This is a genomic window from Bradyrhizobium sp. URHC0002, assembly GCF_054059515.1.
In genome coordinates, this window is sequence record NZ_JBSSCF010000001.1 from 8,192,589 (window position 1) to 8,208,193 (window position 15,605).

Annotated in this window: 15 protein-coding genes and 3 pseudogenes; 11 read left to right on the plus strand and 7 right to left on the minus strand. The window is 59.2% G+C overall.

Annotation, left to right across the window (positions count from 1 at the left end):
- Positions 1-99 precede the first annotated feature (99 nt).
- The 5 genes and pseudogenes from ACVWVY_RS39515 to ACVWVY_RS39535 form a co-directional block, all read right to left on the minus strand.
- Complete coding sequence (locus ACVWVY_RS39515) at positions 100-786, minus strand: redoxin domain-containing protein (RefSeq protein ID WP_456631453.1); 687 nt, start codon at positions 784-786, stop codon at positions 100-102.
- Between the two features lie 459 nt (positions 787-1,245).
- Positions 1,246-1,945: pseudogene (locus tag ACVWVY_RS39520) on the minus strand (transposase); the annotation flags it as partial.
- A gap of 294 nt (positions 1,946-2,239) precedes the next feature.
- Positions 2,240-3,694 carry a GntP family permease gene (locus ACVWVY_RS39525; protein ID WP_456631454.1) on the minus strand — a complete coding sequence of 485 codons (1,455 nt, stop codon included), beginning with the start codon at positions 3,692-3,694 and terminating at the stop codon, positions 2,240-2,242.
- A 127-nt stretch (positions 3,695-3,821) separates the two neighbouring features.
- Positions 3,822-4,600 (minus strand): annotated as a pseudogene (locus ACVWVY_RS39530) (3-hydroxybutyrate dehydrogenase).
- A 1,133-nt stretch (positions 4,601-5,733) separates the two neighbouring features.
- Positions 5,734-5,970: a hypothetical protein gene (locus ACVWVY_RS39535; protein ID WP_456631455.1), complete on the minus strand. Its 237-nt coding sequence runs from the start codon at positions 5,968-5,970 to the stop codon at positions 5,734-5,736.
- A 37-nt stretch (positions 5,971-6,007) separates the two neighbouring features.
- Between ACVWVY_RS39535 and msrB the strand changes: the two genes are divergently transcribed.
- From msrB to ACVWVY_RS39555, 4 genes are all read left to right on the plus strand, one after another.
- Positions 6,008-6,460: a peptide-methionine (R)-S-oxide reductase MsrB gene (gene msrB / locus ACVWVY_RS39540; RefSeq protein WP_456631456.1), complete on the plus strand. Its 453-nt coding sequence runs from the start codon at positions 6,008-6,010 to the stop codon at positions 6,458-6,460.
- A gap of 2 nt (positions 6,461-6,462) precedes the next feature.
- On the plus strand, positions 6,463-6,975 hold the full coding sequence (gene msrA, locus ACVWVY_RS39545; protein ID WP_456631457.1) for a peptide-methionine (S)-S-oxide reductase MsrA: 513 nt from the start codon (positions 6,463-6,465) through the stop codon (positions 6,973-6,975).
- A 289-nt stretch (positions 6,976-7,264) separates the two neighbouring features.
- Positions 7,265-7,519, plus strand: coding sequence for a DUF2171 domain-containing protein (locus ACVWVY_RS39550; protein ID WP_456631458.1), 255 nt, complete (start codon positions 7,265-7,267; stop codon positions 7,517-7,519).
- 238 nt (positions 7,520-7,757) lie between these two features.
- A complete protein-coding gene (locus ACVWVY_RS39555) occupies positions 7,758-8,105 on the plus strand; it encodes a transaldolase family protein (RefSeq protein ID WP_456632437.1) in 348 nt (115 codons plus the stop codon).
- A gap of 66 nt (positions 8,106-8,171) precedes the next feature.
- On the opposite strand, the gene ACVWVY_RS39560 is transcribed toward ACVWVY_RS39555, so the two are convergent.
- Entirely contained in the window at positions 8,172-8,477 is a 306-nt protein-coding gene (locus ACVWVY_RS39560) for an L-histidine N(alpha)-methyltransferase (RefSeq protein ID WP_456632438.1), read from the minus strand.
- 153 nt (positions 8,478-8,630) lie between these two features.
- Complete coding sequence (locus ACVWVY_RS39565; RefSeq protein ID WP_456631459.1) at positions 8,631-8,798, minus strand: hypothetical protein; 168 nt, start codon at positions 8,796-8,798, stop codon at positions 8,631-8,633.
- A gap of 451 nt (positions 8,799-9,249) precedes the next feature.
- On the opposite strand from ACVWVY_RS39565, the gene ACVWVY_RS39570 reads away from it, so the two are divergent.
- The 7 genes and pseudogenes from ACVWVY_RS39570 (at position 9,250) to ACVWVY_RS39600 (ending at position 15,605) form a co-directional block, all read left to right on the plus strand.
- Positions 9,250-9,768, plus strand: coding sequence for a hypothetical protein (locus ACVWVY_RS39570; protein WP_456631460.1), 519 nt, complete (start codon positions 9,250-9,252; stop codon positions 9,766-9,768).
- Between the two features lie 429 nt (positions 9,769-10,197).
- Positions 10,198-10,656 (plus strand): annotated as a pseudogene (locus tag ACVWVY_RS39575) (Rid family hydrolase); the annotation flags it as partial.
- A gap of 172 nt (positions 10,657-10,828) precedes the next feature.
- On the plus strand, positions 10,829-11,452 hold the full coding sequence (locus ACVWVY_RS39580; protein WP_456632439.1) for a hydrolase: 624 nt from the start codon (positions 10,829-10,831) through the stop codon (positions 11,450-11,452).
- Between the two features lie 128 nt (positions 11,453-11,580).
- Entirely contained in the window at positions 11,581-11,880 is a 300-nt protein-coding gene (locus ACVWVY_RS39585; protein ID WP_456631461.1) for a hypothetical protein, read from the plus strand.
- Positions 11,881-12,084: 204 nt separating this feature from the next.
- Entirely contained in the window at positions 12,085-12,957 is an 873-nt protein-coding gene (locus ACVWVY_RS39590) for a sensor histidine kinase (RefSeq protein ID WP_456631462.1), read from the plus strand.
- 936 nt (positions 12,958-13,893) lie between these two features.
- The gene (locus ACVWVY_RS39595) at positions 13,894-14,478 is read left to right on the plus strand and encodes a gluconate 2-dehydrogenase subunit 3 family protein (protein WP_456631463.1); all 585 of its coding nucleotides are present in this window, start codon (positions 13,894-13,896) and stop codon (positions 14,476-14,478) included.
- Positions 14,479-14,489: 11 nt separating this feature from the next.
- Positions 14,490-15,605, plus strand: coding sequence for a GMC family oxidoreductase N-terminal domain-containing protein (locus tag ACVWVY_RS39600; protein ID WP_456631464.1), 1,116 nt, complete (start codon positions 14,490-14,492; stop codon positions 15,603-15,605).

The following is a 15,605-nucleotide window of genomic DNA, read 5'->3' on the forward strand; positions in this document are numbered from 1 at the left end:
CGCGAAGTCGTGGATGGCCGGGCCAAGCCCGGCCACGACGCAGCTGCAGCCGCCCACGCGTAGCCTCTTGAATTGACTCGTCTTATTTCCGGTCAAACTCTAAGGGCTAGGCTTTGGCCCATCCAATTCGGACAGGGCAGCAAGCACGGTTTCGGTCGTCGCTCCTGTGATGGAGTCCGGCCCGACACACGCTCGACGGATAATCCCTCGTTGGTCGAGGACATAGGTGGCCGGCATTGGCAACATCCAAATGGAGAAGCCATGGGGAGCTGAGAGATCAAGGCCACGCTGCAAGAGAGGTCTCTTTATCTCCGCCGGCACTACGGACACTAGGCCGAACGAAAGGCTCACCCCAAGATCTAGGTCGGAGAGGATTTCCAGATCCAGCTGGTGATCGCGTTTGAAATTGCGAGGCAAATCTCCAGTCTCGGGCGTTATGGCAATTGCTCTGGCGCCGGCAGCGCGGATATTACGGGTGGCCCCGTGAAGAGCCCGTAGTCCAGCTGCGCACAATGGGGACCAAGTCCCGTAAACGAAGGTGACAATCAACGGTGCGGTTTGTCGCAATTCCAAAGATGAAACGAGCTTTCCATTTGCCTCGGGGAGAAGGAAATCGGGGGCAGATTCGTTCGCCTTCAGGGCGCCATCAGGAACGCCCTTCTCTCGCAGCCATGATGAAAGCAGCCGATCGGTTCGGATGTCCAGCCTGCGAAAGCCGCTCAAGGTCTCCGCGGACGGTTCGATCGGCGTACTGACCGGGTGCCCCTTCGAAACTTCGTCGTCCATGCTAGTTCTTCCCCCAACGGTCTCCCTCGCGGCACCTGTCCGCCTTTGTTTCTTGCATGGTGACCGTGCATTCTCGAAAACGACAATTCAACTTTGGAATGGTAGCCGTTGACGAATAATCGTTAGGAATAGTCGGCGGCCCCAAATATCGCCATGCGCCGCGGGGCAAACGAAGCACCGGGCGCCTCTTCCGTAGAGGATCCGCCACCGATGCCTCTTATCGTCACCGTACCCGCGCTCCTCATACCGAGCGACACGATGAGGAGGTGGAGCGGGACGAACTTGAACGCCATGACTATCTTGCGAACTATGCGACAAACCTAAGAACACTTCTCGGATCGAAAGTTGAAGAAGGCGACAGATGCAAACTAAGTTCGCCATCGGGCGCGTCGTCTATCAAAGCGATAACTTAGAAAGAGCTGGGTACCCACCTCACCTACTCTGTTGCTGGCAAGCAAGGTTCGCATCATAGGCAAAGAATGGATCCAGGCCTGGTCTCTCAACCCATGTCGCTTGCGGATCGGTAAGCGAGACTTCCTTTGGAGGCTTGTGTCGATCGCTGCCTGAACCGCCAGAATCTCCACCACCGTCCTCATCGCCGCGGGCAGTATCAAGGGCAGCGAGGTACTCGCGAACTGCATGAGATGCCTCCTCTACCTTCGGCCATCCAATCGGCTGGTCGCCGGGCATCCGCTTATTCTTATCCACATCCGCTTTGATCAGGCTCGCATCGATCGAGAACGCTTCGCCCCCAACCAGCCCGGTCGCAATGCACATTGCCACTAGACCCTCGAAGACCCGACGCAGAGTGTCGCTCTCCCGGAAGCGTTCATGCCGCGCACGGGAAAAAACAGAATGGTCGGGGATCCTGTCCTCAATGCCGAGCTTGCAGAACCACCTGTAGGCTAGGTTGACCTGGACTTCAGCGCATAGCCGGCGCTCCGAGCGAAGCGCAAACACGTAGCCAACGATCAGCATCCGGATCATCCGCACCGGGTCAATCGAGGGCCGCCCCGTGTGCGAGTAATATGGCGCCAACTCCTTTGCTCAAATCGAGCAGACCCTCGATCTGCCGCACCAGATGATCGGGCGGAACCACCTTGTCGAGATCAAACGAATAGAAAAATTGACCTTGTCCATCTTCCCGCCGCCCCATCATGCGCCGCTCCCGCTGATGCCCTCTCCACTAACGGAATCACGGTTCGCGAGTCGTCTCAACGGGAGTTTTGCAACACAATCGATCGAAAAGCGGACAACGGTGGTGAACTGGTGATCAACGGTGTCGTTCAGCATCACATTGTCGACTCATGTTCCGAAATCCTGAACTCCTTTACCTACCCCCCGAACAGCTTGGCGCGTCTGCCGTATTTCTATGCTCGGATACTGCGGGGCAGCTTAACATGATGCCGCTCCCCTGGGCGGCGGCGCGATAACCCGAGAGACGGCGGGATCATTAAAACGACCCAAAGAGTTTCCCTAGCGCGATAATTGCGGTCAGTCCGAGCAACGGCCCCACGAGTCCCACCATCATGATCTCACGGTAGCTGCTACGCTGCGTGGCTCCGCTGATTGCCAGCAAGGTGACCACCGCGCCGTTATGCGGCAGCATGGCGAGCACGCCGGAGCTTATGGCGGCTACGCGGTGCATCAACTCGGGATGAACGCCCGCGGCTGAGGCAAGCTGTGCATATGTTTCGCCCAGCGCATTGAGCGCGATGGTCAATCCGCCGGAGGCCGAACCGGTGATGCCGCCCATTACATTGGCGGCAATGGCGATCGAAACGAGCGGCCCGCCTGGAACCGACAGAAAGCAGTCTCGGACCACAGCAAAAGCAGGCAGCGCCGCAACCACAGCACCGAAACCGACCAAACTTGACGTATTGAGCACAGGCAATACCGAAGCGCTGGCGCCGGCATCAAGAGACTTTTGCAACTCCGTCAGACGCTTACGGTGAATCAACACCAGAACCAGGGAGGCAAGCGCAAGCGCTACTACAACTGACCAAACTCCGCTTACTGCAGAGAGCTTGGCACCGAACCGCGGTTCGGCCAGATACCCCGTGTCCATCCTCGGCAGTACGAACAGACTCGTGAGGAGGTTAACCACGAGCACAATCGCAATTGGCGCCACAGATGTCGCAAACGACGGAAGATCCTTGCAGGGATGACCACGTTCCAACTCGGCGATGTCGAAATTCTCACAATTTGCGCCGCGGGCGCGCACCAACCGATCGTCAACGGCTTTTTGCGTTTCCGGAGAGTAGCCCTCACCCGCCTCACTTGCGCGCGTCGCGATCAAGCGTAACCACCAAAGCCCAAAACCGAGCATAATTGCTGACGCAATGACACCCAGCACCGGCGCGGCAAAAAGGGTCGTATGGAAGAAGGCCATCGGGATAGCGTTCTGGATAGCCGGCGTGCCGGGCAGCGCCGTCATTGTGAAGGTAAAGGCGCCCAAAGCGATGGCCGCCGGAATAAGCCGGTGCGGAATGTTCGCTTGTTCGAACAAGGCGGCAGCCACCGGCATTACCGCGAAAGCCACAACGAACAGGCTGACGCCTCCGTAGGTGAGGACCGCGCAGGCAATAACGACAGCTATGACGGCACGCTTCTTTCCTAGCCACCCGACAATGCCTTGCGCGATCGAAAGCGCAGCGCCGCTGTCGGCCATGAGTTTACCAAACACACCGCCGAGCAGAAACAGCGGGAAAAAGTTTCCGATGAAATTCGCTGTGGCCCGCATAAAAGTAATCGTCCAGTCCGCGAGTATCGGCTCACGCGAGAACACAGCAGCTACTATCGCCGCTGCAGGTGCTGCCAAAAGCAGGGTGAAGCCCCTAAAGGCGAGAAAAATGAGCAGGGCGAGGGCGACTAGGATACCGAGCAAACCAACGAGGTATGGACTCAATGGCGGACCTCCCATGTTCTTCAACTCTACACGCCCTAGTGCGAATAGGCAGAATTACGACTACTCCTTGTCGCAATAACCAGGCGGCCTGCAAACAAGCGACGCATCGCTAAGTCCGTAATTGGTTCTATTGCATGAACCACCCGTGGCTAACCACAATGGACTGCCCGGTCAGTGCGTTCGACCCAAAGGAGGCCAGAAAGAGCGCGGTCTCGGCCACATCATCCACCGTAGTGAATTCGCCATCGACAGTTTCCTTCAGCATCACGTTCTTGATTACCTCCTGCTCCGAAATGCCGAGTTCCTTCGCCTGCTCGGGAATCTGCTTCTCGACCAGCGGAGTGCGAACAAAACCGGGGCAGATCACGTTAACGCTGACGCCGTGCTCGGCTGCTTCCTTGGCAACGACCCGCGCCAGCCCGAGCAGTCCGTGCTTGGCGGCAACATATGGCGCCTTTAGCTTCGAAGCCTCCTTCGAATGAACCGATCCGATGTATATGATGCTGCCGCTCTTCTGCCCGTACATGTGCCGCAGGGCGGCGCGTGTTGTCAGAAATGCCCCATCGAGATGGATGGCAAGCATCTTCTTCCATTTGGCGAATTCAAAGTCGACCACTGGCGCCACGATCTGAATTCCTGCATTGCTGACAAGAATATCCAGTTTGCCGAATCGTTGAACGGTCTTCGCAACCCCGGCTTCAACCTGGTCCTCGTTCGAAACGTCCATGGTGACGCCGATCGAGCGCTTTTGGCTCGGGTCGATTTCGCGGGCGGTTGCTTCAGCGGCCTGCTCATCGAGATCGGCGATCGCTACATTTGCGCCTCACGCGCATACATGATCGCAATCTCCTTTCCGATACCGCTCGCTGCACCGGTGATGATTGCAGTTTTATCCTTGAGACGCATGGATTCCTCCTTCACACAAGATGATGTACCGCCTTGCCCGAATGCATTAGCTGCGGAGCTCCTGTTCGTGTTAAAAGTGACCATCCACCACCCGACTAGGATGACCTTGCAACGCCGGCGAGAGAAATCACCTCCTGCCATAGAGTCGATAGACGATCGTTATTGCCGCCGCGCCGCGTGATGCCGTAGGGAAGAATGCCACCAGCCGCACCTGCAGAGACTCCCGTTGCCGCCCTTGGACCAATCGAGGTTGCGCCTGCCAACGCGCCGGCCTAGACCATGACGCCGCTCCTACGGTGGATTTGTCGTGGGCCACGTCGCCGACCGGATGCCGGACGAGGTAAAAGAGGGAAAGACATCGCCGCGGATGGGCAGGATGCCTACAGAAAGCTTTTGGAAAGCCGGAATTGGGTTGCGTGGGTAACGACCAACCTGTTCTTGCACACTCAGGTCTGGTGGTGGCACGAACCAAGTCCCTCGAACCGAGCTGACCCGGACGCGTTACGTCGCCTCTTGGCCCATCGCGCCATTTGCTGCGGTTGCACAAAAATGGTCGTTATCGGAGCGAAGCGGACATGGCCGAAATTTATGAGTACGTGCCCTAAATGCTTCGCTGATAGTGTTGCGAGATGGAAGTATTGCCAGAAAGTAAGACAGCATATTCAGCACCAAGTCTCGCACATTGTACCGGTTCTAGCATCGCGACGATCGATCGTCGGATGCGGTCAAGCGAAGAGGAATGATCGAAATATGAGTGACGTGTTCCTCCTGTCCGGGAAGTCCAGTTGGACGACCGGTGCGGTCCACAAAGTCGACGGCGGCTTGATAGCTGGTCGTGTGTAACGGCTGCAACTTTCATGAGCTACTAGGCCGCGAAATTCGCGAACAAAAGTTGTCATATTTCGGCGGCCTCGACGCTCTCGTTTGCGGCAAGTACTACCGGGTGACATCCCCACTCATGGTGTTTTCCCAAATAGGGTCAACATAACAGCCTTGCTTAAACCCGCGGTGGGTCGGGGCATACCCGAGAACAAACGCCACGACCTTCTCGGTCGGCATTTCGCAGAGACGCAAATAGTCATCGCCCGACCTCAGTCGAAGGTTGAAGCTGACGATTCGCCGCTCGCGAGCGCTCACGCGAACAGGTTGGTCCCCTTTTTCCGTCGCGAGACTTCCGTGTACCGCAGCCCCTCGTACACGCTTTCGCCGTAGCCACTCGGCATCGCGGCGAGCGCCGATTCAAAGTCCTGTTCCAGCGGTGTCAGACCCGTCGCCTGGGTCAATGAATCGCCCCGGCAGATTGAAACACCTCCGGTGTCGATCCGCATGGCATCGTTTCGATAGCCGGAGGTGATTGGATGGTCGACCACCCCGTGGTATCTTCAATGCTGAAAAGGAGTACCGCGAATGCCGACTTACAGGAAAAACCCCGAAGCGGTCTCGAAATTGACTCCCGAGCAATACCGCGTCACGCAGACTGACGGAACCGAGCGCCCCTTCGCCAACGAATACTGGGATAACAAGGAGCCTGGCCTCTACGTCGACGTGGTTTCCGGCGAACCGCTCTTCGCATCCTTCGACAAGTTCGACAGCGGGACGGGATGGCCGAGTTTCACGCGGCCCCTCGAGGCCGCAAACGTCGTCGAGAACGTTGACAGCTCACACGGCATGACGCGGACCGAAGTTCGCTCCAAGCACGGCGACAGCCACCTTGGCCACGTCTTCCCGGATGGGCCACGCGACACGGGCGGGTTGAGGTACTGCATGAACTCGGCCTCCTTGAGGTTCATCCACCGCGATCAGTTGGAGAGCGAAGGGTACGGTGAGTACGCAAAGCTCTTCACAAAACAGGAGGCCTGACGATGGCAGCGACTACAGAACGCGCGATCCTGGCAGGGGGTTGCTTCTGGGGAATGCAGCAGCTGGTGCGGCGCTTGCCCGGCGTCGTCTCGACGCGGGTCGGCTATTCGGGCGGCGACGTCACGAACGCCACGTACCGCAACCACGGCACGCACGCGGAAGCGATCGAGATCACGTTCGATCCGAGTCAGACGAGCTTCCGCGACCTGCTGCAGTTCTTCTTTCAGATCCACGACCCGACGACGCCCAACCGGCAGGGAAACGACCGAGGCACAAGCTACAGGTCGGCAATTTTCTACACGAGCGAGGAACAACGCCTCGTCGCCGAGGACACCATCGCCGACGTCGAGGCCTCAGGGCTCTGGCCGGGCAAGGTCGTGACCGAGCTCTCGCCCGCTGGCGATTTCTGGGAGGCCGAGCCCGAGCACCAGGATTACCTGGAACGCTACCCGAACGGCTACACCTGCCACTTCGTCCGCCCCCAGTGGAAGTTGCCGCGGAGAACCGCCGCCTGACGACGATCGCGTTGTCTGTGGCCTGCGGCGCGCAGCCCCACTGCTTGTGCATCGTGGGTGGACGCGCAGCCCGTTCTCGCCTCACCTGCGCTTCGGCGCGGTCGGCGAGCACAGTGGCAAGTTCATGTCCGGGCAGTTCGCTTTGCGAGGCCGCTCTTGCGTGACGCTACCGGGACACCTCCGCGCGAGCTACCGCAGTTTCTTCTCGGCGCGCACGCGTTGGCAATTCGCGGGGCTCCGCTTGGCGGAGAACGCCTAGTTCCACCGGTGAAACCAAAGGAGAGAGCAAATGACCACGGACAAGATCGCCCAAAACATGGAAGTGATTGGCGCGGACGGCGTCCACGTCGGCACCGTCGACGGTATCGCCAACGGGCGCATCAGGCTCGCGAAGCGCGATAGCGGCGAGGGCCAGCACAAGGGCCACGCGCATTTCATCGACCTCGGGCTGGTCGCCGACGTCGAGGGGCAGAGGATTCGCCTCTCTGCTAACGCGGCGGTGGCCGTGACGTTCGAGGAAGAGCAGTCGGGAGAGCCCATCTGACGAAGGAAGGCCCGACCACGCTGGTTACGCGCAAGGCATAGAAGAGCGCGACCCGGCGACAAGAAAGCGGTTTCGCACGCCTGCCGCCCGCAAGCGGCTTGCGCCGACATCGAAAAGAAAAGGCCTTGGCGCCGAAGCTGAACCAACTTCGCGCGATGACGACCATAGTAGGCGACACTGGCGATCTTGGCGCGGTGTCACGTCTAAAAACCGGTAGACTGCACGAACCAATCGCACGATCGTCCTGAATGCTATCGACAATCTCGAGGACAGGGATGTTGTCGAAGAAGCATTGGCGTGGGGAGGAAAATGGAGCGGCGACGCTGCACGCGTCGCTGTCGCGACTGCCGACCGGTTCGCAGTCTCCGTCGGCGTCCAGCCTTGCGGCGACTCGTGCCAGTCCACCGAGGTGGACGCCAACCTTTCGCCAATATTCGCGAAGGGGCGCCAGGTTATCGAAGCCTACAAGCAGCGAGGCGTGGGACCCGAGCGCGTGCTCATCAAACTCGCATCGACGTGGGAGGGAATACGCGCTGCACAGATTCTCCAGAGCGAGGGTGTGAAGTGTAACATGACGTTCTGCTGAACCGGGCGCAGGCATCGCCAGCGCTGAGGCTGGCGCCGTTCTGATCTCGCCTTTCATGGGCCACATCTACGACTGGCACAAGAAGTTATCGGAAAGGACTTCGCCGCCGACGAGGATCCCGGGGTCCGCCCGGTGCCGGACATCTACGGCTACTAAAGGTCGAACGGCATCTGGCCCCGTGGGCATCTCGAATGCGCTCAGGAAGTCGCGCGACAGGCCGCACCACAGAGAACGAAAGCGGCGTTCCATCCGGTGCGCCGTCTGAAGCAGGTACTCGTGCGCGACGTCGACGGGAACGTACACGTAACCCTGCGGGGCGTCCAGCATGAGCTCGGTCTCCAGTCTAGCCCCCGCGCCGTACTCAATTAGGATAGGCGCCGGGCCGGCGAACTGTCGTGGTCGGGTTGCTGCGTCGGCGGGATCGCTGGCTCCGCGCGCGCCGGATCATACTCCTCGAGACGCGTGTGATCTCCTCAAACAGGTCGGAGTTCCCGTCCGTCGTATAGCCAGCGGCATGGGATCGAATTATTTAAGGCTGGGCAGTCCGTCGACGACGTCAGAGCGAAAGAGGTTGTCGCCGCTTTGGGACAGCCTCGCGGTCAGATCGTGCATCAGCGCGCGCTTGGCCCGATGGCCCGAACGCTCGCAGTCGCCTTCTACAAGGTCGAAAGCAGACGGGTTGTCCTGCTCCATACGGAGATGCCGCAAGAGCCGTCCGACCTGGGATATGGATCGCAGCTGGCGGATGGCGTTTTTTAAGCTCTGCGACGTGACGGTAAAAGAGTAATCGGGAAGTGCCCTTTCATGTCTTCCTACGCGGCCCGACACCTCCAGTACGACGCACTCCTCGAGGGCTGATCGCAGGCGGACAGGACGCCGGCGCGCACAGCGCTTTTGGATGACGATACCTCACGCCTATCGAATGCATGTCCAAAGGGAATTTCTAATTTTGCCGGCCGCGTCCGATGCTGAGGTCCGCTAGGCAGGCCGAACACGCGGGGCCGCCTCGACAGGGATTGAAGCCCTTGCGCCATGCCGCGTGAGCAGCAAAGGAGATCCCCATGAAATTATCGAGGACCGTCGGCCTGGCTGTCGCCGTCTCGCTCCCAAAGCTCCTGCCCCCACCCACCCGTAGGATTGCGCCATGATGGCAACAACCGAAACGCTTCGCGGCGTCCTGCGCACTTCGCGTGGCCAACCCATTCTCAAGCTGCAATCCGTGGAGCAACGAGCATCTCTTGCCCTCGATCTTCTTTCGCTGGGAAGCCGCGCGGCACTGGGGTTCTCGTTCCTTTTGTCGGTCAGCGACCGGCTCGGGTTCTACGGCAATCCAAGCGAGCGCGGAGTCTCCTGGGGAACATTCGAGCGATTTTTGGGCTACGCGGCCGAGGTAAATGCGTTCGCACCAGCATCGATGATACCCTTTCTCGGCACGGCCGCGACGGTGCTGGAGCTCCTATTTGGCATTACGCTGATACTCGGACTCGCGCTGCGGTGGGCGGCTTTCGGCAGCGCGGGCCTACTCTTCCTATTCGGTTCAGCCATGGCGATCTCGTTTGGGATCAAGTCGCCATTCGACTACTCTGTATTCGCTGCGATGTGCTGCGCCCTATTTCTGGGTCTCGCCGGCTCGAATCGATGGACCGTCGACTCTTTACTATGATGCTCCACGAGTTTGAGAAACGTGCAACAAGCTCTACGCATTGCGGACGACGTCGGGTTTAGGAGCGAGCAAATCTTCGTATTGTTCCGTGACACCTTGGACACCCGATGACTGACGTACTGACCATACGACAGACCTATCTCCTCAGCAAAATCTTCGGCAATGCAGGACGGCGGCGCGTTGGCACGCGCAACCTCGATTGGTCCAAGGGCGGCAACGGGTTTAGAAGTCTCTGCAGACGCGGCTGGTTGCATTCCTCGCGACGGCATCACGCGGCGCGGCGGCAATAACGATCGTCTATCGACTCTATGGCGAGAGGTGATTTCCCGCGCCGGCGTTGCAAGGTCATTGTCCAAAGCATCGTCGTACCGAAACTTTCAGTGCCGCCACCGAGACGCGATGCCAGATTGAGAAGCCAGAAGGCTCGATATGCAAAGCAACGACGTAAACGCAGCCGCAGTGAATGGTAAAGAGGCCGCCTATTTCGGCGTGCCGTGGGAAGATGCCTACGGATACGCACAGGCGATCAAGGTTGGTGACACGATCCATGTCTCCGGCCAGCTCAGCCAGGACGAGACGGGAAACCTGATCGCGCCTGCTTCTCTCGATGAATCCGGCAAGCCGGCCGAGTTCTCGATGATGGAACAGCAGATGCGCGCTACCTACGCCAATCAAGCTTTTGGCGCGCTTCGGGGCAACGCTGGACAACGTCGTCGAGGAGACGCTCTATGTCCTCAATGTCGACCCGCATTCGCCGCCGCGGGCAAGGTGCGCAAGGAAGCCTACGGCACGGCACGACCTCAGTGCGCCAGCAACCTGATCGGCGTGACGAGACTGGCCTTTCCTGAACAGCTCATCGAAATCACCTTCAAGGCTATGCTGTCGAGAGCAGAAGCGAAGTCTGCCTGGATCCGCCGAAGAGGGCCGAGGCAACGAATGCACTTTCTTCAATCCCCGCAGCTTTCGTCCAATCCAATTGGACGGTCGGTGGCGTATTCCTAAACCCCCGATGTCTGGAGTTAACGAAATCATGACACAAGGACCAGGAACCGCGAGGGCAATGCCCGACATCCTGATCGAGCCGGAGAATTGCGCCTTGGTGCTGGTCGATCAGCAAGCCGGACTTGCTTTCGGCGTGGGATCGATCGATCGCCAAATGCTTCTGAACAACGTGATCGCTCTAGCGCGCACTGCATCCGTTTTCGGCATGCCGATCGTGGCGTCCACGTCCGCCACCAAGGTCTACAGCGGTCCCCTGATGCCCGCGATTCACGCCGCGATTCCCGAAGTGGTCGCGATCGACCGCCGCAACATGAACATGTGGGAGGACGATGCTGCGCGCGGCGCGATCGTGGCGACCGGACGGCGGAAGCTGATCTTTTCGGGGCTGTTGACGGAAGCGTGCGTGACCTTTCCGGTGCTCTCCGCTCGCGCGGCAGGGTATGAGGTACACGTCGTCGGCGACGCTTGCGGCGGGCTCACTCCGGTCAGTCACGATCTGGCGATGCGACGGATGGAAGCGGCGGGGGCGAAGCCGACGTCGTGGATCCAGGTCCTTCTGGAACTCCAGCGCGACTGGACCCGGCATGAGACCTATGACGGGGCGCGAGCGATCGTAGAGGCTCACGGCGGCGGATACGGTATCGGCCTTGCCTATGCACGGGATATGATCAAGCCCGCGTAAGAAACGCGCCGATTATCCATCGGAGTTGTTCCTGCGCCCCGGGCGCTGGCGCATGGGGCTAGGTTCCTGGCGTGGGAAATCGTACAGCGAATATTTCATCCTGAAAGCCAGTTGAAAGGAACTCTACGATGACCGATGTCAATGCTAATGCTATCGACAGTAGTGTAGGTTCGCGGCTCCTGTTTTCATTGTTCATTGTGGTGCTGCTGTCGTTCGGTGCGTACGCCATTTTCGTCTCCGCTCCCGCAACACGGGCCAACGCGAAAATCCAACTCGATCGCGAGATTGCAGCTGAAAACCTCGCATTCTGTGAAACATTCGGAATACGCGCTGACACCAGTGACTTTGGTGTGTGCAGCCAACAGCTCGCGATTGTTCGACAAAAGCAAGCCGACCGGGATAGTGCCGCAGCTGCAGGTCTTCTCTAGCTAACACCCGCGACGCTCTGTAGGTCTTGACCGTCAGCGCGGCGCGCCGGCGCGCCGTAAGTCCAAATTCCAAGTAAAAAAGCAAGGGCCTCCCGGTCCGGATCAAATCCCTCCAATAGTGGCTAGATCATTTGTTGGATGCTCAGCCGTCGGACAGACCTTCGCGGTCTTGTGCTCCGCTCCGAACATCCAAAGGAGAACGCCATGATCGACACTGGACATTTGGGCGTCCCACCAGACAATAATGGAAAAATTTTTGATGCGGTACCACTCCGAACGCACTCCCTGACGCTTACCTCCAAGGCCTTGCGCGAGGTGGAGGTCGATCTGGCGCACGTCGACTGCATCACAACGATAGGACGGCTCGCGGCCTCGGTCGCCCCTGAAGTAACGCAGTCCATTGCGGCGATAGTCACTAATGCTCAAGCCGCTCGACACTTTCTGGATCATCGACCCCCGGCCCTGGACGAGGTACGACAAGCGCTCGATTGCATCGTGAGGGACGCTTATCGAGCCAGTGACGTGATCTACCGGCTCCGGGGGCTCTTCAAGGAGGCGCCATCGAAGAAGGAGCGCGTGGAGATCAATGGAGCGATCCGCGACGTGCTCGAGCTGACGCGTGACGAGGTGACGAAAAACGGCGTATCAGTCCTGACGCACTTCGCAGAGCCCTCGCCGATTGTCCAAGCAGATCGGGTGCAACTACAGCAAGTAATCCTCAATTTGATTATCAACGCTGTGGAGGCAATGAGCAGCATGCGCGAAGAAGCACGCGAGTTGCTGATTTACACGGAGAAAGAGGAATCAAACGGCGCGCTGGTGGCGGTACGAGATTCGGGTCCGGGATTGGATCTGAAGAGTGTGGACCGCCTATTCGAGGCCTTCTATACTACCAAGGTCCGAGGCGTCGGCACAGGCTTGACCGTCTGCCGTTCCATCATCGAGGCGCACGGCGGGCGGATGTGGGCCGGCGAGAATGAACCTCGGGGCGCCTCCTTTCAGTTCACTCTGCCTCTAGAGCGCGACGAGAGTGTTCCAGCAGCGCCTGTTGGCTCAAGTCTTCCGTTCGTGCCGTGAAGCACGGGGATGATATTTGGCGCGGCATGCAATTCACGCGCAATCGTGCCCGATCGCAGCGGCCTGGCGCGACGGCGCGCAAATAAAGTGCTGCGGGCCGCACGCCGCCGCGGCGGAAAAGTAAGTCCGCGGATCGCACGGCGAATCCACCATCCGTCGCCGTTCGTCCAGACACACGCGGCTCGCCCCGCTTGCCGCGGCCGTATCCGGGACAATCCAGCAATGAGCCGGCTTGAAATGCCATTCGGCGACGGCGCGCTCGCAGTCGCCTACTAAAGCCGCGTCGCCCTGCTCCACACGGAGGTGCCGCAAGAGCTGTCCGGCCAAGGGTACGGATCGCGGCTGGCACATGGCGTTTTCGAAGCGTCGACGCGATGGAAAAAGGCTGATCGCGAAGTGCCCCTTCATGTCTTCCTACGCCGCTCGACACCTCGAGTACGGCGCGCTCCTCGATGGCTAATTGAAGACGGACGGGACGCAAGCGCGCACAGCGCTTTTGGACGACGATACCTCCGCCTATCGAATGCATGACCAAAAGTAATTTCTAATTTCGTCGGCTGCGTCCGATCTTTGGGTCTGCTGGGCCGGCCGAGCACATGCGGTCGCCTCCACAGCGACTGAAAAGCTCCGCATGAGGCGACCCATGCTTCTGCCGCACAGAGGGGACGTCTCGCACATGGATCATCACGCGATCATGCCGCGATAAAAAATTGGACTGTAACTCCGATGACCAATGACCAAAGCGACGAAACCTTCCATCCGAACCGTCGAGGCTTTCTCGGCGTTGCCGCCGCCACGGGCGCCGCTTCGCTGGCTCCGGGTGTCCTGATAGGAACCGCCGCGACAACCGCGGCGCTCGCGGACGCATCCGAACCGGCCTCCTCCCAATCCGTGGATGCTTCCGCGAGTACTATCGCTGCCAAGTTGCCGTCGCCAGTGCCCGGCTATCTGTCATTCGGCCCGGACGAAGCCGGCTTCGTCGAGGTGATGGTCAACGTGATGTGTCCTGCGGATGCGCTGACACCCGGCGGCGTCGATTGCGGGCTTGCAGCCTACATCGACCGACAACTGGCAGGCGGTTTCGGTAAGGGCGCGCGCCTCTATATGCGCGGCCCCTGGCGAGAGGGTAAGCCTGAACTGGGCTATCAATTGCCGCTCACACCCGAGCAGTTTTTCAAGGCGGGCCTCGCTGCCGCGGATGCGGCCTGCCGGAAACGCAATGGCAAGGCCTTTAGTGAATTAGATGAGAGTGGCGCCGACCGATTTCTCCATGAAATCGCCGACGGCAAGGTGACGGACGAGCGCGTCCAGCTCGCCTCGTGGTTCAACGAACTCGTCTATCCGCTATTTGAGCAAGCTTGTTTCGCCGATCCCGTTTACGGCGGCAATGTCGGCAAGGTGTTTTGGAAGGCGATCGGCTATCCAGGTCTCCCCGCCATTCATTCCCAGGACATGGTCGATTTCCGTGGCAAGCCCTTCCCGGGTGCCGCCGATCCGAAATCCATCGCCGACTTCGCCTAAGGGAGGAAATCATGGATTCACGCTTGAAACATCGCACCGTCGTTTTCGTTGGAGGCGGATTTACGGCGGCGCTGGCTGCTCGCCAGCTGACAGCCAAGGGCGTCGATGTCGTCGTCCTTGAACGTGGAATCGACCGCACCCATACCGCCGCAACAAGCCTGCCATCGCAGCGCGACGAACTGCGCTGGGACGTGCATGGTGATCTCTTTCAGGATTGGTCCGTCCAGACCTACACGCTTCGCCATAACGACGGCGAAACGGCTCTGCCGATACGGCGTCTCCAGGCCTTCAAACCCGGCGAGGGAATGGGCGGTGCGGCCAATCACTGGAACGGGCAGACCTGGCGCTGGAGCGAGTCTGACCCTGTTTTGCGTACCCACCTTGAGAACCGGTATGGAAACAAGGCTATTCCAACTGAAATGGCGATCCAGGATTGGGGCGTTACCTATGCCGAGATGGAGTCCTATCACGATCAGTTCGAAAAGCTGTTCGGCATTGCCGGTAAGGCAGGAAATCTGCGCGGCAAGCTACAGGAGGGCGGAAATCCATTCGAGGCACCGCGGCAGAACGATTTTCCGCAAAAACCTCTGCCTATCACCGAAGCGGGCGTGATCTTTAGCGAGGCAACCAAAAAGCTAGGCTACAAACCTTTTCCCTTGCCGGCGGCGAATTCGCCGGATGCCTACACCAACCCCGATGGCATGCAGCTTGGTCAGTGCCAGTTCTGTGGCCATTGCGAGCGCTTCATCTGCGAAGCCAATGCCAAGGCGAGCCCCGAAGTTCTGCTCTATCCGATGCTGAGAAAGCGCAAGAGCTTCGAATTGCGTCTGGAAACGCATGTTCTCGATATTCTTTATGATCGCAAGGCCAAGCGTGTGACCGGCGTTCGCTACATCGATCGCGTAACAGGCGAGGAGTACGAACAGCCAGCGGACGTCGTCGTGCTTTCTTCTTTCACGATGTCGAATACCAAGTTTCTGCTGATGGCGGGGATTGGAACGCCTTACAATCCGAAGACTGGTCAAGGGGTGGTCGGCAAGAATTTCTGCCACCAGACAATGTCCGGCACGCGTGTCTTTTTCAAGGATCGCTGGATCAACCCGTTCCTAGCGTCCGGCGCCTCATAG

Excerpts from the sequence above, each read along its gene's own strand:
- ACVWVY_RS39515 (WP_456631453.1), bottom strand. The coding sequence starts at position 786 with ATGGACGACGAAGTTTCGAAGGGGCACCCGGTCAGTACGCCGATCGAA.
- msrB (WP_456631456.1), top strand. The coding sequence starts at position 6,008 with ATGCCGACTTACAGGAAAAACCCCGAAGCGGTCTCGAAATTGACTCCC.
- msrA (WP_456631457.1), top strand. The coding sequence starts at position 6,463 with ATGGCAGCGACTACAGAACGCGCGATCCTGGCAGGGGGTTGCTTCTGG.
- ACVWVY_RS39550 (WP_456631458.1), top strand. The coding sequence starts at position 7,265 with ATGACCACGGACAAGATCGCCCAAAACATGGAAGTGATTGGCGCGGAC.
- ACVWVY_RS39565 (WP_456631459.1), bottom strand. The coding sequence starts at position 8,798 with ATGGAGCAGGACAACCCGTCTGCTTTCGACCTTGTAGAAGGCGACTGC.
- ACVWVY_RS39570 (WP_456631460.1), top strand. The coding sequence starts at position 9,250 with ATGATGGCAACAACCGAAACGCTTCGCGGCGTCCTGCGCACTTCGCGT.
- ACVWVY_RS39580 (WP_456632439.1), top strand. The coding sequence starts at position 10,829 with ATGCCCGACATCCTGATCGAGCCGGAGAATTGCGCCTTGGTGCTGGTC.
- ACVWVY_RS39585 (WP_456631461.1), top strand. The coding sequence starts at position 11,581 with ATGACCGATGTCAATGCTAATGCTATCGACAGTAGTGTAGGTTCGCGG.
- ACVWVY_RS39590 (WP_456631462.1), top strand. The coding sequence starts at position 12,085 with ATGATCGACACTGGACATTTGGGCGTCCCACCAGACAATAATGGAAAA.
- ACVWVY_RS39600 (WP_456631464.1), top strand. The coding sequence starts at position 14,490 with ATGGATTCACGCTTGAAACATCGCACCGTCGTTTTCGTTGGAGGCGGA.